The organism is Pseudomonas sp. BF-RE-25 (assembly GCF_019956105.1).
Classification (GTDB): domain Bacteria; phylum Pseudomonadota; class Gammaproteobacteria; order Pseudomonadales; family Pseudomonadaceae; genus Aquipseudomonas; species Aquipseudomonas migulae.
This window is the reverse complement of the sequence record NZ_JAHBDB010000005.1, coordinates 21,040-35,793: the sequence shown is the minus strand read 5'-3', so window position 1 is coordinate 35,793 and position 14,754 is coordinate 21,040. Positions and strand designations below refer to the sequence as shown.

Below are 14,754 nucleotides of genomic sequence, written 5' to 3'. Positions count from 1 at the left end.
AAACCTGCCAGATACCGCTATAGATGTGGTCGATTCTGGGAGTTTCAAGCGTCGTGACGTTGATGCAGATCAGTCGAGTCTAGCTTTCGAGCCAGACCAGGGAGGCAAACCGACCAGTGCGAGGACTACGACGGTAAGAAAAGAAGCGGGGATCGGTCACGGTGCAGAAACCGCCACCATAAACAGCAGTGACACCACGAGCCGCCAGACGCAAACGCGCCAGCTCATAGATGTCAGCCATGAATTTGCCAGCGTTTTGGCTGGGCACGAAGGCTTTGGCGGATTCGGGCAATTGCTCGACGAAGGTAGCCCGCACTTCCGGGCCGACTTCAAAGGCTTGCGGGCCAATGGCCGGACCGAGCCAGACCAGCACGTCTTCCGAGGGCACGGCCAGCGCATCGAGCGTCGCTTCGAGCACGCCCGCCGCCAACCCGCGCCAACCGGCGTGGGCGGCAGCGACGCGAGTGCCGGCACGGTCGCAAAACAACGCGGGCAGGCAATCAGCCGTCATCGCCGAGCAGGCAATGCCGGGCGTTGCCGTCCAGCTGGCGTCGGCGGTGGCCACAAGGCTTGGGTCCGCGTGAGCCACGGCGATGCCGTGAACCTGCTTCAACCAGGCCGGCCGCATGGAGAAATGATCGGTGAGGCGACGGCGGTTTTCGGCAACAGCTTCGGGGCTGTCGTCGACGTGATCGCCGAGGTTGAGGCTGTCGAACGGCGCCAGACTGACGCCGCCCGCACGGGTGGTGACGCAGGCTTTCACCCCGGCAGGCGCAGGCCAGTCGGGAATCAGCCAGTCACTCATCCGATGAACGCCTCGCGGTCTTGCTTGAGCAGCGTCAGCAACCAGACGAAATCGTCCGGCAGTGGCGATTCCCAGCTCATGCGTTTACCGGTAGTCGGGTGATCCAGCTCCAGGAACCGCGCATGCAGCGCCTGACGCGGGAACGTCTTCAAGGAATCGACCATGGTCTGGCTGGCGGCTGGCGGGATACGGAAACGACCGCCGTAGGCAGGATCTCCGACCAACGGGTAGTTGATGTGCGCCATGTGCACGCGAATCTGGTGCGTACGACCGGTTTCCAGCTTCACCCGCACGTGAGTGTGGGAGCGGAAACGCTCAAGCACACGGTAATGGCTGACGGCTTGCTTGCCACCTTCCATCACGGCCATGCGCTGGCGTTGCTGGCCGTGACGACCGATCGGCGCGTTGATCTTGCCGCCCGCCGTCACCACGCCGATCACGATGCACTCGTAGATCCGGCTGACGCTACGGCTCTGCAACTGTGTAACCAGCTGCGTCTGCGCTTGAATGGTCTTGGCCACCACCATCAGACCGGTGGTGTCCTTGTCCAGACGATGCACGATACCGGCGCGGGGCACATTGATGATGTCCGGCACGTGGTGCAGCAAGGCGTTGAGCAAGGTGCCATCAGCGTGACCGGCAGCCGGGTGCACCACCAGGCCCGCAGGCTTGTTGATCACCAGGATGTCGTCGTCTTCATAGACGATGTCCAGCTCGATGTCTTGAGCGATCCATTCGCCCTGAGCTTCCTGCTCGGCAGTCAGTTCAAGAATGGCGCCACCGTGAACGATGTCTCGCGGGCGGATAACCGCCCCATCCACAGTCAGGCGGCCGTCTTTGATCCAGGCGGAAAGGCGCGAGCGCGAGTGCTCAGCGAATAATTGTGCGGCGACTTGATCGAGGCGTTGGCCGCCCAATTCGGACGGCACCTCTGCGCGAAGTTCAATTTTATCGGACATGCTCAGACTAGGCGTCGGCACAGCCTTTGGTTTCGGCTGCGCGCTTGTGGTTAAATACGGCGTCTTTTGCCCCGAGGCTATTCAACGGGGCGCTCATCATAACAGGACGGCCTCGCCCAAGACAGCGGCCGTCATAGGGACGCAAGCCGCCATGCAAGTGAAACACCTGCTGCTGATCGCCATCCTCGCATTGACCGCTGCTTGCTCATCGAAGGAAGTCGTAGACGAAAACCTTAGCGAAGTCGAGCTGTACCAGCAGGCTCAGCAAGATCTGGACAACAATAGCTACACCGCCGCCACAGCCAAGCTGAAGGCGCTGGAGTCGCGTTATCCGTTCGGTCGCTACGCCGATCAGGCTCAACTCGAGCTCATCTACGCCAACTACAAGAACACCGAGCCTGAGGCTGCGAAGTCTGCCGCCGAGCGCTTCATTCGTTTGCACCCTCAGCATCCGAACGTGGACTACGCCTATTACCTCAAGGGCCTGACCTCTTTCGACCAGGACGTCGGCCTGCTGTCGCGTTTCCTGCCGCTGGACATGACCAAGCGTGACCCGGGTGCTGCCCGCGACTCCTACAACGAGTTCGCCCAACTGACCAGCCGCTTCCCGAACAGCCGCTACTCGCCGGACGCCAAGCAGCGCATGATTTACCTGCGCAACCTGCTGGCAGCCTACGAAATTCACGTCGCCGACTACTACCTGACCCGTCAGGCCTACGTCGCTGCCGCGAACCGTGGTCGTTACGTGGTGGAAAACTTCCAGGAAACCCCATCGGTCGGCGACGGCCTGGCGGTGATGACTGAAGCCTACCAGCGTCTGCACCTGGACGACCTGGCAGCCACCAGCCTCGAAACCCTGAAGCTCAACTACCCGAACCACCCAACGCTGGTAGACGGTCAGTTCGTGCCATCGGTCGACGAAGCCGACAACCGTTCGTGGTTGAGCAAGGCGACTCTGGGCCTGATCGAATCCCGTCCACCGCTGCCGCCGGGCGAAACCCGCGCCAACCAGGACGTGCAGAGACAATTCCGGGACGCCAAAGAAGCGATTCCGAACGATCTCAAGCCTAAAGATGAAAATGGCGACGTGATCGAAGAAGAAAATCACGAAGCGGAAGGCAACAACAGCGACCGCTCGTGGTTCAGCTACATGACCTTCGGCGTGTTCGACTGATACGACCAGTGGTGCAAAAAGGAGCCTTTCGAGGCTCCTTTTTTTATGGCGGATTTTTATTGCAGCACTAACAGGCTGTGCGCCCGTCATGTCCTTGGCTAAACTGCTTAATCACTCGTCATAAAGCAGCTCATCATGCTTCGTTTACTGTTCTGGATCGCCCTGATTGCCGCTGCGGTATGGTTCTGGCGCAAGTTCAAGGGCCAGGCTTCTGCACCCAAGTCCCCCGCCGAACTGGAAGCCGCGCCCATGGTCCGCTGCGCCCATTGCGGCGTACACCTGCCCCGCGACCGCGCGCTGAGCCTTCAACAACAGTGGTATTGCAGCCAGGCTCACCTCGAGCAAGGCCCGGGCTCCAGTGATCGCTGAGACGTCCAGTCCCGGCAGCAAACAGGCTCAGCGACTGCTGCGCCTTTATCACCTCTACCGCCTAAGCGTCGGCATCACCTTGGTGCTGCTGATCTCCAGCAACCTGGACAACCAGTTGCTGACGTTCGCCAATGACAGCCTGTTGCGCAGTGGCAGCTGGCTGTACCTGGTGCTGAACATCTTGCTGGTGGTCTTCTTCGAGAACACCCGCCGCCCGGCGCAACTGTTCGGCCTGGCGCTGATTGATGTCCTGCTGTTGTGTGGCTTGTTCTACGCCGCCGGCGGTGTCGCCAGCGCCATCGGCAACTTGCTGATCGTCTCGGTGGCCATCAGCAACACCTTGTTGCGAAGCCGCATCGGCCTGCTGATCGCCGCCATTGGCGCGCTCGGCATCGTCGGGCTGAGCTTTCTCCTGAGTTTCAGCCATCCCGCCAGCCCCAACGATTACCTGCAAGCCGGCACCCTCGGTGTGTTGTGCTTTGCCGCGGCGTTGTTGGTACAAGGCTTGATCAAACGCCTGGAAGTTAGCGAAACCCTCGCCGAACAACGGGCCAGCGAAGTGGTCGGCCTCGAAGCCCTCAATGATTTGATCCTGCAACGCATGCGCACCGGCATCCTGGTGCTCGACGGCCAACTGCGGGTGCAATTGGCCAACCACAGCGCGCTGATCTTACTGGGCCGAGACCATCTCGAAGGCCAACGGATCGACGACTGCTTGCCGATTCTGGTCGAACGCCTGCAACTGTGGCGGAACAATCCGACGCTGCGCCCCCAGAGCCTGAAAATCGCCAACAGCGGCCTGGAACTGCAACCGAGCTTCATTGCCCTGGCCCAAAGCCCACACCACCAAACCCTGGTCTTCCTTGAGGATCTCGCACAAATAGCCCAACAGGCCCAACAACTGAAGCTCGCCGCTTTGGGCCGCCTGACAGCCGGTATCGCCCACGAAATTCGCAATCCTTTGGGCGCCATTAGTCATGCCGCTCAGCTATTGCAGGAATCGGAGGAACTGAACGGCGCGGATCGACGTCTGACCCAGATTATTCAAGACCACTCTCAGCGAATGAATCGGGTTATCGAAAACGTCCTGCAACTGTCCCGCCGCCAGCAAACCATCCCGCAACGACTCGATCTGAAACCGTGGCTGGAGCAGTTCGTTGCTGACAGTCGCGAAAGTGCGCTCGATCGCCAGCAGATTCACCTGCGCATCGGTTCAGGCGACTTCAAAACCCTGATGGACCCGAACCAGCTCACCCAGATTCTCGACAATTTGTTGCGCAACGCTTGGCGTCATAGCGCTCAGGTCCACGATCAGGCGCAGGTCTGGCTCGATTTGTTTGTCGACCCCGACAGCCAGTTGCCGATCATCGAGGTTCGGGACGATGGCCTCGGCGTGCCACCGGACCAACAGGTGCATTTGTTCGAACCGTTCTATACCACCAGCGCCCAAGGCACAGGCCTGGGGCTGTATCTGTCCCGTGAGCTGTGCGAAAGCAATCAGGCCCGCCTAGACTTCAAGCCACGCCATGATGGCGGCTGCTTTCGCATCACCTTTGCTCACGGACGGAAACAAAGTTGAACATGTGCCCACGGCAAAAAGTCCTGATCGTCGACGACGAGCCGGATATCCGCGAACTCCTGGAAATCACCCTGGGACGGATGAAACTCGACACCTTCAGTGCCCGTAACCTCGGAGAAGCCCAAGCGCTGTTGAAGCGTGAGACCTTCGACCTGTGCCTGACCGACATGCGCCTGCCGGACGGTACCGGTCTTGAGCTGGTGCAACATATCCAGCAACGCGCCCCAAACCTGCCGGTGGCCATGATTACCGCCTACGGCAGCCTCGAAACGGCGATCAACGCCCTCAAGGCCGGTGCCTTCGACTTCCTGACCAAACCGGTGGACCTCACGCGGCTGCGCGAACTGGTCACCAGTGCCTTGCGCATGCCAGCACCGGGCGCAGCCATCGACCGACGGTTGCTGGGCGATTCGCTGCCCATGCGCAGCCTGCGTAAACAAATCGACAAACTGGCCCGCAGTCAGGCGCCGGTCTACATCAGCGGCGAGTCCGGCAGCGGCAAGGAACTGGTCGCCCGACTGATCCACGAACAAGGACCGCGCGCCAACCAGCCGTTTGTCCCGGTCAATTGCGGGGCGATACCGTCGGAACTGATGGAAAGCGAGTTTTTCGGCCATCGCAAAGGCAGCTTCAGCGGCGCTATCGAAGACAAACCCGGGCTGTTCCAGGCCGCCCAGGGTGGCACGCTGTTTCTCGACGAAGTGGCCGACTTGCCGCTGTCGATGCAGGTCAAACTGCTGCGGGCGATTCAGGAAAAAGCCGTTCGCAGCGTTGGCGGCCAGCAGGAAACTGTGGTCGACGTGCGGATCCTCTGCGCCACCCACAAAGACCTCGACGCCGAAGTCGCCGCTGAACGCTTTCGCCAGGATTTGTATTACCGGCTGAATGTGATCGAACTGCGGGTTCCGCCTTTGCGCGAGCGCCGCGACGACATCGAGTCATTGGCCGGTCATGTACTCAAGCGTCTGGCGGCAGCCAGCGGCCAACCCGCCCCGAAGCTCCACCCACAAGCGCTTGAGGCGCTGAAAAGCTATCGCTTTCCGGGCAATGTGCGGGAATTGGAGAACATGCTCGAACGCGCCCACACCCTGTGCGACAACAAGCAGATCGAAGCCAGCGACCTGCGACTGGCCGAAGGCAATTGCAGCGCCGACAGCGGTGTGCCGGACCTGACGCAGATCGACAATCTGGAAGACTATCTGGAAAACGTCGAACGCAAACTCATCCTCCAGGCCTTGGAGGAAACCCGCTGGAACCGCACGGCAGCGGCTCAGCGATTGAATTTGTCGTTTCGGTCGATGCGTTACAGGTTGAAGAAATTCGGGCTGGATTGAGGGCCCCTTCGCGGGCAAGCCTCGCTCCTACAAGATCAACGACGATTGACATCTGTAGGAGCGAGGCTTGCCCGCGAAGGCGGTCTGACAGACGCCCAATATCCCGCGACTAGATCCGCCCGGCCGGCGCATACGGCGCCGGATCAATGATCGGCGTCCTGCCCAGCATCACATCCGCAAACAACTGACACGACGCCGGCGCCAGCACCAACCCGTTACGGTAATGCCCGCAGTTGAGCCACAACCCCTCGAAGCCCGGCACCCGGCCGATGTAGGGAATGCCCTCCGGTGAACCCGGTCGCAACCCCGCCCAATGCCCGACCACCTCGGCATCCGCCAGCGCTGGAATCAATTCCACCGCAGACGCTTTCAGGCTCTCAAGCGCAGAGCCGGTCGGCGTCTTGTCGAAGCCTTCATGTTCCAGCGTACTGCCAATCAGAATGTGTCCATCCCGGCGAGGAATCGCATAACGCCCCTTGGCCAGCACCATGCTCGGCAAGAAGTCCGCCGCGCACTTGTAAAGAATCATCTGCCCTTTCACGGGTTCAACCGGCAACGCAAGGCCCAGGCTTTTGAGCAAATCACCACTCCAGGCACCCGCCGTCAGCACCACCTGATCACCGAGGATCGCGCCCGCCGAAGTCTGCACGCCGACGACTTTTTCGCCTTCGCGAACGAACCCGCTGACTTCGCACTGCTCATGAATCGTCACGTTCGGCATCGCCAGCAAGGCAGCCTTGAGGGATTTCACCAGCCGTGGATTGCGCACGTTGGCCACGTCGGCCATGTAGATCGCGCGGGTGAAACCGCCCCCCAGGACCGGCACCGCATCGTGCGCCGCCGAGATATCCACAGCCCGCAACGGACGGTTTTCCCGCTCGGCCCAAGCCAGTGCCTCGGCTTCATCGTCCAGGTCCAGCCAGTACAGGCCGGTGGTGTGCACTTCTGGATCAACCCCGGTCGCGGCAAACAGGCGCTCACCCAGCTGTGGATAAAAGTCCTGAGACCAATGGGCCAGCGCGGTAACTGCCGGGCTGTAGCGCCATGGGTAGAGTGGCGAAACGATACCGCCACCGGCCCAGGACGATTCCTGACCGACATTCGAACGGTCCAGCAGCACAACGCTCTGTACTTGCGACGCGAGATTGAACGCTGTCAGCAGGCCAATCACACCGCCGCCGACTATCACCACTTGCTGTTGCATGGTCATGTTCCGATCCAACCGTTAAAGAGACAGGAGGCGCAAAAGGCGCCCGAAAAAAAACTCAGCGACCCCAGCAATCTTTGGTGGTCAGGCCGGCCGTCGCATTGACCATGCTTCTGACACCGGTGTTGGTGATGGTGAAATCGCCACACTTGTCAGTCGCCATGCTGCCGGCCTTGCGTGTAGCGGTCAGCAGAAAGGTCTGGTCGGTCAGGGTCGGGGTGATGGTGTAATAGTCATTGCCGGCGCTCAAGCCGGTGGCACCGGTGTAGACATTACCCTTCGAGTAAAACCGTTCAAGAACCTGCGCCTGCTCGGAGAGCAGCCCGGCCACTTCAGCCCGGCGGCCCTTTTTCACGTATTCGGTGAGGCTCGGGTAGCCAATGGTGATGACGATCCCGATGATCGCAATCACGATCATGATTTCGATCAGGGTAAAACCTCGGTTGGATCTGCGCATGCCTCAACTCTCACTTACTGTATTTGTCGCCACATGATGCGACGGCTGCCACCGCCGCCCTTTTCGGTCAGCGTGGTCACCGTACCACTGGTATCGCCCACGTTCTTTTTGGTTCCACCGTTGAAGATGTTGTTCACGATCGGAATTCCACTCGTCATGATCACACCACTGGAAATAGAGTCCTTGCTATCGATCAGGCCATCGTTCGTGGTATCGAGCACCGCGTAGTTGAGCATCTTACCGCTGAACGCATCGAGCTCGACCACTTTACCAGTGCCGAAACTGGCACAAGGATCAGTGGTATCCACAATGGCCGTGGTAAATACGATTCGCCCCAACACCAGGGCTGCCTGGTTAATCACCCGCTCGCCGGTCAAAACACTGTTGTAGATCAGCGGCAGATACCAGCCCTTATCCGCCGGATAGGTCACTTCGTTCTGGCTGGTGGTGATGAATTGCCCCGTACTTCCCGAGAACACGCCCGTCACCGATTGGGCCTGCAAACTGGACGTGGTGATCTGTCCAGAGCCGCCGTCAGCATCCCACACCGCATAGAACGCCTGCAGATCCTTGTTGGTCTTGTCGACCGTTTCATTGAATTTTCCGGTACCGAAAAACACCACTTTGCCGCCCAGAGAATTGTCCGCCAGCAACGGCTGCGCGGTGATTGGCTGGGTGGCGCCGCCCGCTGTCGTGAACAACGGTTTGCCGGAAAACGCCACGCCCCAGGTATCCGTGGTGGCGCCGCTCAAATCAAACTTCCATAAACGCCCTTTCAGATCCCCGCCATAGGCGGCCTGCACCACATTCTGCGAGTTGACCTTGAGTTTCACCGACGACAAACCGTTGGTGGTTTCCGTGCTGTCGATGACGATTTTCTTGATCAGCGACCCATCGCGGATATCCACCACGTACAACGCCGCCACACCCGAATTGCTGCCGTAGCCGTTGGAGATGAATGCTGCCCATCGACCATCCGCCAAGCGTGCCACTTCCGGACGGGCGTAGGCATAACCCAGATCATTGAAAACGTTCGCCGTGTTTGCTGTGGCAGGTGCACTGATTTCCCACAACGCCTTGGTCACGTTGCCGGCCGAGGCGTCAAACAGCTGCAAGGCGTAGAACGTCTTGCCGCCCGCGCCTGTTCCGCCGAGTGCCAGGGTTTTCCAGGCACTGTTGAGTTGTGCATCAAAAACGCCGACCTGACCGTCGACCAGAAACTTGTGGCTGACGCCGTTGATGTAGGCGATATCGGCGATATAGCGCAACGATGGCAAAACACTGGAGGGCATGTAGGCATAACGTCTGGCGCCGTTACCCGAGTTGATGACGCTGACAAAACCATCGTTGGCATTGACCACCAGGCTGGTGTTCATGTTGCTGGATTTGGTGGCCAGATAGGTGCTGTAGCTGGTGTCACTGACCAGATCGGATGCGGTTTTTTCCGTGGGTGAGGCCAGCACCAAAGGCGAGTTGATGATGTCGCCGAGCAACACGCTGCGAACTTTTAACCCGGTCTTGTTGGTCCCCTTGCTCCACTCCACCAGGTCGCTGCCCGTGATGCCGGTTGGCAGGCCTTGATTCAGCACCGTCTGCTGTGCCGGGGCGAAATTGGCGAAGGCCAGCGTGACGGGGGCGTTGCTCACGTTGTTCCACGACTGGTAAGTCGGCGCTGTGGCGCCGGGCACGATGGCCGTGTCAGTCGTCCAGAGCACCGTGGAGGTATTGACCGAGCCGGTGGCGGTGAACCCGTAGGACTTGATGGTGCCTCGCCAATCCTTGGGGTCGTAGCTGGTCTGGTAGTAAGCGGAACCGACCCCGACGATTGCGCTGCTGGTGGTGCCGCTCCCGCCGGAACCGGCTTTCGACGTGATGTCGCTCAGTGCTGATGACAACGCGGTATTCAGGCCGGCACTGTCCGTCGCCTGGTAGTACTTGCCCTGCCCGTAACCGGCAGCGTCCGACAACATCTGGTTCGCGGCGGTGAAACCCACGGTGTAGGTGTTCATGTTCTGTTTGGGGAAATCTGCGGCGTTCCAGTTTTTGCCACCGGCGTCGGTACCGGTGGTACGCATATCGATGTCGAAGGCGAACTTGGCGATGTCGTCCAGGTACAACGTGTCCCCCTCGCCATCACCGGAGAGGTTGTCACCATCGTTCGCGCTGTTGCCGTCCCAGTTCGGCAAGCGGGCGCCACCGAGCGGATCGTTGGTCGGGAAGGTACGGTCGAACGTAGGCAGGCCATCGGTGATCACCACGCCATAGTTTTTCTGGCAGCGATACTGGATCGGGCTGGTGTAAGTGGTTGGCGTCGAGTTGTAGTACGGCGCCATGCCGCGCATGTACCGCGTGATCTCGTAATAGGTTTCCGCCAACGGGGTACTGGCGATTGCACTCAAACCATTGATCGAAGAGATCAAGGCGTTGTAGTTGGTGTCCGCCTGGGATTGGGAAACGCTACCACTGACGGGAGACAGATCACTGACCGCGCGGGCGATAAAACCGCCGGGGCCGGAGTTGCCACTGACAGAAGGGTTGAATGTCGCCAGGCCTATTCTCAATGAACGGTTGCTGGTGACCAGATTGGTGGATACATCCTGCGCAACGCTGATGCGGTAATCATTGGGGATCGCACCGGTACCGGTGGTGAAATCCCTATTCGAACCGTTGGCCAGTGTCACCAGATAAGACAGATAGTTAGCCGTATAACGCGTGTTTTCGTTGCCCACCGGGTCGGGCAGCTTCAGGCATATCGATGACAGTCCCAATAAGCCCCGATAAAAACCGTACCAGTTGCCATTGTTGGAGCAACCGCCACGATTCAGGCTCGACAAGGCGATGTTGGTATCGTCCATGTCCAGATTCTGTCCGGTCAGACACGAGTTGTTCGAACTGCAATTGGCAATTTGCGGGCGACTGACCGTCGGATCGAATCCCGGCGCCCAAATGATGTTGTTCATGCTCCCCGAATCATCGATCAGCAGCATCACGTTGGGCGCAACCGCCGCAGCGCTCAACAGGGGCGAGTCCGAGGGCGTGAACGCGTACGCAGGCGCTGACAGGTAAAGACCCAATGCAATACCACTCAGAAACCGCCAGATCCCCGAGCATCTATTAGTATTTGGCATAGATGCTCTCCACCACACTGCGCACGTTGTTGCCCACGATGGCCACTGCCGTGACCCGATAAAGCGTCGCAGAGGTGTTGCTCGGCACATTCACGGCATTCAACGTGGTGCCGATGTTCTGTACCCCATAGAAACCGTTGGCGGCCGCGACCCAGGTGACCCCCGAGGATGAGTTGAGACCGGCAGCCGTGAGGGTCGATGACTCGGCGGGCGGCAAACATTGATTTCCGCTGCAAACCGGCAATGTATAGGTATCGAGCTGAACCGCACTTTCGCCGATGCGCAACGCGGCTTCGGCGATCTGGAACGACTGATTGCGCAGGGTGACGCTGCTGGCCATCTTTTCCTGCAGGGTTGCGTTCTGCATCGATGAAATGCCAATCAGCGTCAGCAACAGAAGGAACACCAGGCTGACCAGCAGCGCCATGCCGCGCTGGGCGTGAGGGGTAGCGGGAGAAAAACTCATCTGCCCTCCCCTCATGGCAAGCGGTTGCGCAAAGCGGCAACCACGTTGAAGGTTTGATCGCGGACCCGGTTGCTCGGATCTTTCAGTATCAGCGTCAGACGCACACTACGGATTCGCGCAGGGTCGGACGGGTTGGTGCTGTAACTGGAAGCGGCCGTATCGGTGGCCGACGCAGCGAGGCCGAAGCTCACGTCGAATTTGCTGACGTTGTCGACAAGCACTGCCTGAGTCGGCGTGCCGATGCCGCTGCCCATCGTCAGTTGGCCGTTCTTGAGGCTGTAGATCAGTCGTCGAATCGGAAACGCCAATTGTCCTGTGGCGGGGGCCTGCACGTTGGAGTAAGCCGTCGCTGTGGTTCGGCAATCCGAAACCACCGTCCAGGTCGGCGTACCGCCACCCGCTCCGACATCGGCGGTCACCAGGGTCAGCTTGAGGTTGGCATTGTCCCAGCTGATCGGCGCTATCTGGCTGGCAGTAAAACTCGCCCCGGCGCTTGCATCAGTAATCGTCCCCAGACAACCAAACATCCCCACCATGCGGATTTCCTGAATCATTTTGCTCAGCACGAAACGCGCGTCTTCCTGCATGTTCGCCGCCGCGTTCTGGCTGACATAAGTGTTCTTGGCCGCTATGAAAATCTGCGCCACACCGAGCACCACGACCAGGCTCAACGCCAACGCGATCAACATTTCGATCAGGCCGAAACCTCTGTTGAGCCGGTTCATGGTGTCGCCACCGGATCGGCGGCGGCGCGACTGGTCAGCACAAAGCTGCGACGGGAATTGGCGGCATTGGCAGCCCGCGAGTCGTCCCAGGTAATGGTGATGGTGTACACCCGCTGATTGAGGGTGACGCTGCCCGTAGCGGTGGCGCCGAGCATACTGACGATATTGGAGGTGAAGTCGTAGAGGTCCTGATCCCGGGCAACGTTGAGGTTGCCCGACGTCGGCGGCGTTACGGTGTAATCGGCGCCGGCGTTGGCGCGGATGCGGTCCATCATGTCGTAGGCGATAAAGCTCGCCTGGCTGGTCATCCGCGAACTGTCGGTGTACTTCAGCGCATTGAGCTGGAACGCCGCCGCCCCCAACAGCCCCACGCTCAAAATCAACAACGCCACGAGAACCTCGATCAGCGTCATGCCCTCCTGTGCACGCTTGCTCCATCCCCTCATCCGCAACTTCCACCCAATAGAATTCGTCCGTTCAAACACACATTCAGCGTCCTGCTTTGCGCCCCCAGTACGTAGCTGATCACCACCGCCGTGGACGGTGCCGACAGACCGCCCAGATTGTTGAAATCGATGGCAGTCACGCCTGAGGTTAGCGTCAGAGTCGCGCCGCTGCTCATCGCCGGAACAACCCGCAATACATTGGCCACAGTGCCAGCACTGTCATAGACCGCTAATTCTCCGGTCCAGACGCTGCCACCCGCCGTCGGCCGCACCCGGGTGGTGATGCCGCGATCGATGGCTTCAAGCCGGGCGAAATTCAAGGCGCGCTGCAGGTCGCCGATCTCGGTGTCGGCCCTGGTGCCTTGCACCGAACGGGTAAACGCCGGCACGGCCAGGGTGATCAAAATCAAAAAGACCGCAAGCGCGACCAGCAACTCGATCAGCGTGAAACCTTTTGTACGATGATCCATCAATGCCCTCCGTTGCCGTCGGCTATACCTGCTGTTACACGCTAGAACAATCGACCCACAGGTGTCGGTTGTTTTGCCATTACTGCGCAAGGATTGCGCGGGCCACCGCACTCCAGGGAGGGAGATGTCATGCGTCAGCAGGGTTTCAGTCTGATTGAACTGCTCATGGGACTGACGATTGTCGGGATTGTTCTGCATCTGGTCAGTCCGGCGTTTGCAGCGCTCACGGAATCGAACCATCAGGAGGAGGCAGCGAAGTCGCTTGTCAGTGGCATGCGTAGTGCCAGGAGTGAGGCGATCACGCGAAACCAGGCTGTCGTCATACACGGGATAAACGACGATTGGGGCCAAGGCTGGCGGATGATTCTGGATTTAAATGGCAAGGGACATGAGGACAGCCGCAATCCGCTGCTGGTCGAGCGCCGAAGCGACACTCGGGTGCCGGTTGTCGGCAATCACTATGTCAGGACTTCAGTACGATTCAGCCATCTCGGCGAACCGCAGCACGGAGGCTTTCAAGCGGGGACATTGCATGTTTGCGCAAAACACGAGCCAGTGAGTCAGCACCAAGTGGTGCTGGCCCCGAGCGGTCGTGTCAGCCTGCGCAGTATCAAGGCTGTGCAGGCGTTGTGCGAGAAAGGAAAAAAATCAAAGCAGCGAACGAACGCGTAACTCTTTCGGCATGGAGAACGTGATGTTCTCCTCGCGACCCGCCAGTTCATCGGCACCGGTAGCGCCCCAGGCCTGCAACTGCTGGATCACGCCACGCACCAGTACTTCCGGTGCAGAGGCACCTGCGGTAATGCCGATGCGCTCGACACCGTCGAACCAGCTCTTTTGCAGGTCCTCGGCGCCGTCGATCAGGTAGGCCGGTGTGGCCATGCGTTCGGCCAGCTCACGCAGGCGATTGGAGTTGGAGCTGTTCGGGCTGCCGACAACCAGCACCACGTCGCATTCGTCGGCCAGCGTCTTGACGGCGTCCTGACGGTTTTGCGTGGCGTAGCAGATGTCGTCCTTGCGCGGGCCACCAATCGCCGGGAAGCGAGTACGAAGGGCGTCGATGACGCGGCTAGTATCGTCCATGGACAGGGTGGTCTGGGTCACGAACGCCAGTTTTTCGGGGTTGTTCACCTGCAACGCGGCGACGTCTTTCTCGTCCTCGACCAGGTAAATCGCGCCGCCATTGCTGCCATCGTACTGGCCCATGGTGCCTTCGACTTCCGGGTGACCGGCGTGGCCGATGAGGATGCATTCACGACCATCACGGCTGTAGCGCGCGACCTCGATGTGCACTTTGGTCACCAGCGGGCAGGTGGCGTCGAACACCTTCAGGCCACGACCGGCGGCTTCGGTACGCACCGCCTGGGAAACGCCGTGGGCACTGAAGATCACGATGACGTCGTCCGGTACCTGATCCAGCTCTTCAACGAAGATCGCGCCGCGAGCGCGCAAGTCTTCGACGACGAATTTGTTGTGGACCACTTCGTGGCGCACATAGATCGGCGGCCCGAAGACTTCCAGGGCGCGGTTGACGATTTCGATCGCCCGGTCCACACCGGCGCAGAAGCCACGGGGGTTGGCGAGTTTGATTTGCATGCTGTGCCTCGTCTTGCCCTGTAGGAGCGAGCTTGCTCG

15 protein-coding genes are annotated in these 14,754 nt (G+C 59.8%); 5 read left to right on the top strand and 10 right to left on the bottom strand.

Annotation, left to right across the window (positions count from 1 at the left end; genetic code table 11):
- Nucleotides 1-79: 79 nt before the first annotated feature.
- Both pgeF and rluD read right to left on the bottom strand, forming a co-directional pair.
- Nucleotides 80-805 carry a peptidoglycan editing factor PgeF gene (gene pgeF / locus KGB24_RS02660; protein WP_223414073.1) on the bottom strand — a complete coding sequence of 242 codons (726 nt, stop codon included), beginning with the start codon at nt 803-805 and terminating at the stop codon, nt 80-82.
- A complete protein-coding gene (rluD, locus tag KGB24_RS02655; protein WP_008028788.1) occupies nt 802-1,764 on the bottom strand; it encodes a 23S rRNA pseudouridine(1911/1915/1917) synthase RluD in 963 nt (320 codons plus the stop codon). The genes pgeF and rluD overlap by 4 nt, the downstream gene beginning before the upstream one ends.
- A gap of 151 nt (nt 1,765-1,915) precedes the next feature.
- Here rluD and KGB24_RS02650 point away from each other — a divergent pair, with 151 nt between their 5' ends.
- The 4 genes from KGB24_RS02650 (at nt 1,916) to KGB24_RS02635 (ending at nt 6,220) form a co-directional block, all read left to right on the top strand.
- Nucleotides 1,916-2,938, top strand: a complete 1,023-nt coding sequence (locus tag KGB24_RS02650) for an outer membrane protein assembly factor BamD (protein ID WP_008028792.1) — start codon at nt 1,916-1,918, stop codon at nt 2,936-2,938.
- Nucleotides 2,939-3,073: 135 nt separating this feature from the next.
- The gene (locus KGB24_RS02645; RefSeq protein ID WP_008028794.1) at nt 3,074-3,307 is read left to right on the top strand and encodes a PP0621 family protein; all 234 of its coding nucleotides are present in this window, start codon (nt 3,074-3,076) and stop codon (nt 3,305-3,307) included.
- Nucleotides 3,297-4,886, top strand: coding sequence for a sensor histidine kinase (locus KGB24_RS02640; RefSeq protein ID WP_223414072.1), 1,590 nt, complete (start codon nt 3,297-3,299; stop codon nt 4,884-4,886). The genes KGB24_RS02645 and KGB24_RS02640 overlap by 11 nt, the downstream gene beginning before the upstream one ends.
- Before the next feature lie 2 nt (nt 4,887-4,888).
- Nucleotides 4,889-6,220 (top strand): sigma-54-dependent transcriptional regulator, encoded by a 1,332-nt coding sequence (locus KGB24_RS02635; RefSeq protein ID WP_192227997.1) that lies wholly within the window; start codon nt 4,889-4,891, stop codon nt 6,218-6,220.
- 109 nt (nt 6,221-6,329) lie between these two features.
- On the opposite strand, the gene thiO is transcribed toward KGB24_RS02635, so the two are convergent.
- Genes thiO through KGB24_RS02600 form a run of 7 tightly spaced genes read right to left on the bottom strand, consistent with a single transcriptional unit; the run spans nt 6,330 to nt 13,119 of the window.
- Complete coding sequence (gene thiO, locus KGB24_RS02630; protein WP_008037886.1) at nt 6,330-7,430, bottom strand: glycine oxidase ThiO; 1,101 nt, start codon at nt 7,428-7,430, stop codon at nt 6,330-6,332.
- Between the two features lie 55 nt (nt 7,431-7,485).
- Nucleotides 7,486-7,884, bottom strand: coding sequence for a type IV pilin protein (locus KGB24_RS02625; RefSeq protein ID WP_008028801.1), 399 nt, complete (start codon nt 7,882-7,884; stop codon nt 7,486-7,488).
- Between the two features lie 14 nt (nt 7,885-7,898).
- Nucleotides 7,899-11,012, bottom strand: coding sequence for a pilus assembly protein (locus KGB24_RS02620; RefSeq protein ID WP_223414071.1), 3,114 nt, complete (start codon nt 11,010-11,012; stop codon nt 7,899-7,901).
- The gene (locus KGB24_RS02615; protein ID WP_223414070.1) at nt 10,999-11,478 is read right to left on the bottom strand and encodes a PilX N-terminal domain-containing pilus assembly protein; all 480 of its coding nucleotides are present in this window, start codon (nt 11,476-11,478) and stop codon (nt 10,999-11,001) included. The genes KGB24_RS02620 and KGB24_RS02615 overlap by 14 nt, the downstream gene beginning before the upstream one ends.
- A gap of 11 nt (nt 11,479-11,489) precedes the next feature.
- Nucleotides 11,490-12,203 carry a PilW family protein gene (locus KGB24_RS02610; RefSeq protein WP_223414069.1) on the bottom strand — a complete coding sequence of 238 codons (714 nt, stop codon included), beginning with the start codon at nt 12,201-12,203 and terminating at the stop codon, nt 11,490-11,492.
- Nucleotides 12,200-12,649 carry a type IV pilus modification protein PilV gene (gene pilV, locus KGB24_RS02605; RefSeq protein WP_223414068.1) on the bottom strand — a complete coding sequence of 150 codons (450 nt, stop codon included), beginning with the start codon at nt 12,647-12,649 and terminating at the stop codon, nt 12,200-12,202. The genes KGB24_RS02610 and pilV overlap by 4 nt, the downstream gene beginning before the upstream one ends.
- The gene (locus KGB24_RS02600) at nt 12,646-13,119 is read right to left on the bottom strand and encodes a GspH/FimT family pseudopilin (RefSeq protein WP_223414067.1); all 474 of its coding nucleotides are present in this window, start codon (nt 13,117-13,119) and stop codon (nt 12,646-12,648) included. Before KGB24_RS02600 ends, pilV begins: the two co-directional genes overlap by 4 nt.
- A 129-nt stretch (nt 13,120-13,248) precedes the next feature.
- Here KGB24_RS02600 and KGB24_RS02595 point away from each other — a divergent pair, with 129 nt between their 5' ends.
- Nucleotides 13,249-13,791 (top strand): GspH/FimT family pseudopilin, encoded by a 543-nt coding sequence (locus KGB24_RS02595; RefSeq protein ID WP_223414066.1) that lies wholly within the window; start codon nt 13,249-13,251, stop codon nt 13,789-13,791.
- Here the strand turns inward: KGB24_RS02595 and ispH are convergent.
- A complete protein-coding gene (ispH, locus tag KGB24_RS02590; RefSeq protein WP_008028815.1) occupies nt 13,768-14,715 on the bottom strand; it encodes a 4-hydroxy-3-methylbut-2-enyl diphosphate reductase in 948 nt (315 codons plus the stop codon). The two genes, KGB24_RS02595 and ispH, sit on opposite strands and share 24 nt — an antisense overlap.
- Between the last annotated feature and the right edge of the window lie 39 nt (nt 14,716-14,754).

Coding starts and splice junctions, on each gene's coding strand:
- KGB24_RS02595 (WP_223414066.1), top strand. CDS start 13,249: ATGCGTCAGCAGGGTTTCAGTCTGATTGAACTGCTCATGGGACTGACG.
- KGB24_RS02620 (WP_223414071.1), bottom strand. CDS start 11,012: ATGCCAAATACTAATAGATGCTCGGGGATCTGGCGGTTTCTGAGTGGT.
- rluD (WP_008028788.1), bottom strand. CDS start 1,764: ATGTCCGATAAAATTGAACTTCGCGCAGAGGTGCCGTCCGAATTGGGC.
- KGB24_RS02625 (WP_008028801.1), bottom strand. CDS start 7,884: ATGCGCAGATCCAACCGAGGTTTTACCCTGATCGAAATCATGATCGTG.
- KGB24_RS02615 (WP_223414070.1), bottom strand. CDS start 11,478: ATGAGTTTTTCTCCCGCTACCCCTCACGCCCAGCGCGGCATGGCGCTG.
- KGB24_RS02610 (WP_223414069.1), bottom strand. CDS start 12,203: ATGAACCGGCTCAACAGAGGTTTCGGCCTGATCGAAATGTTGATCGCG.
- KGB24_RS02635 (WP_192227997.1), top strand. CDS start 4,889: ATGTGCCCACGGCAAAAAGTCCTGATCGTCGACGACGAGCCGGATATC.
- KGB24_RS02650 (WP_008028792.1), top strand. CDS start 1,916: ATGCAAGTGAAACACCTGCTGCTGATCGCCATCCTCGCATTGACCGCT.
- KGB24_RS02645 (WP_008028794.1), top strand. CDS start 3,074: ATGCTTCGTTTACTGTTCTGGATCGCCCTGATTGCCGCTGCGGTATGG.
- ispH (WP_008028815.1), bottom strand. CDS start 14,715: ATGCAAATCAAACTCGCCAACCCCCGTGGCTTCTGCGCCGGTGTGGAC.
- pgeF (WP_223414073.1), bottom strand. CDS start 805: ATGAGTGACTGGCTGATTCCCGACTGGCCTGCGCCTGCCGGGGTGAAA.
- KGB24_RS02600 (WP_223414067.1), bottom strand. CDS start 13,119: ATGGATCATCGTACAAAAGGTTTCACGCTGATCGAGTTGCTGGTCGCG.
- pilV (WP_223414068.1), bottom strand. CDS start 12,649: ATGAGGGGATGGAGCAAGCGTGCACAGGAGGGCATGACGCTGATCGAG.
- thiO (WP_008037886.1), bottom strand. CDS start 7,430: ATGACCATGCAACAGCAAGTGGTGATAGTCGGCGGCGGTGTGATTGGC.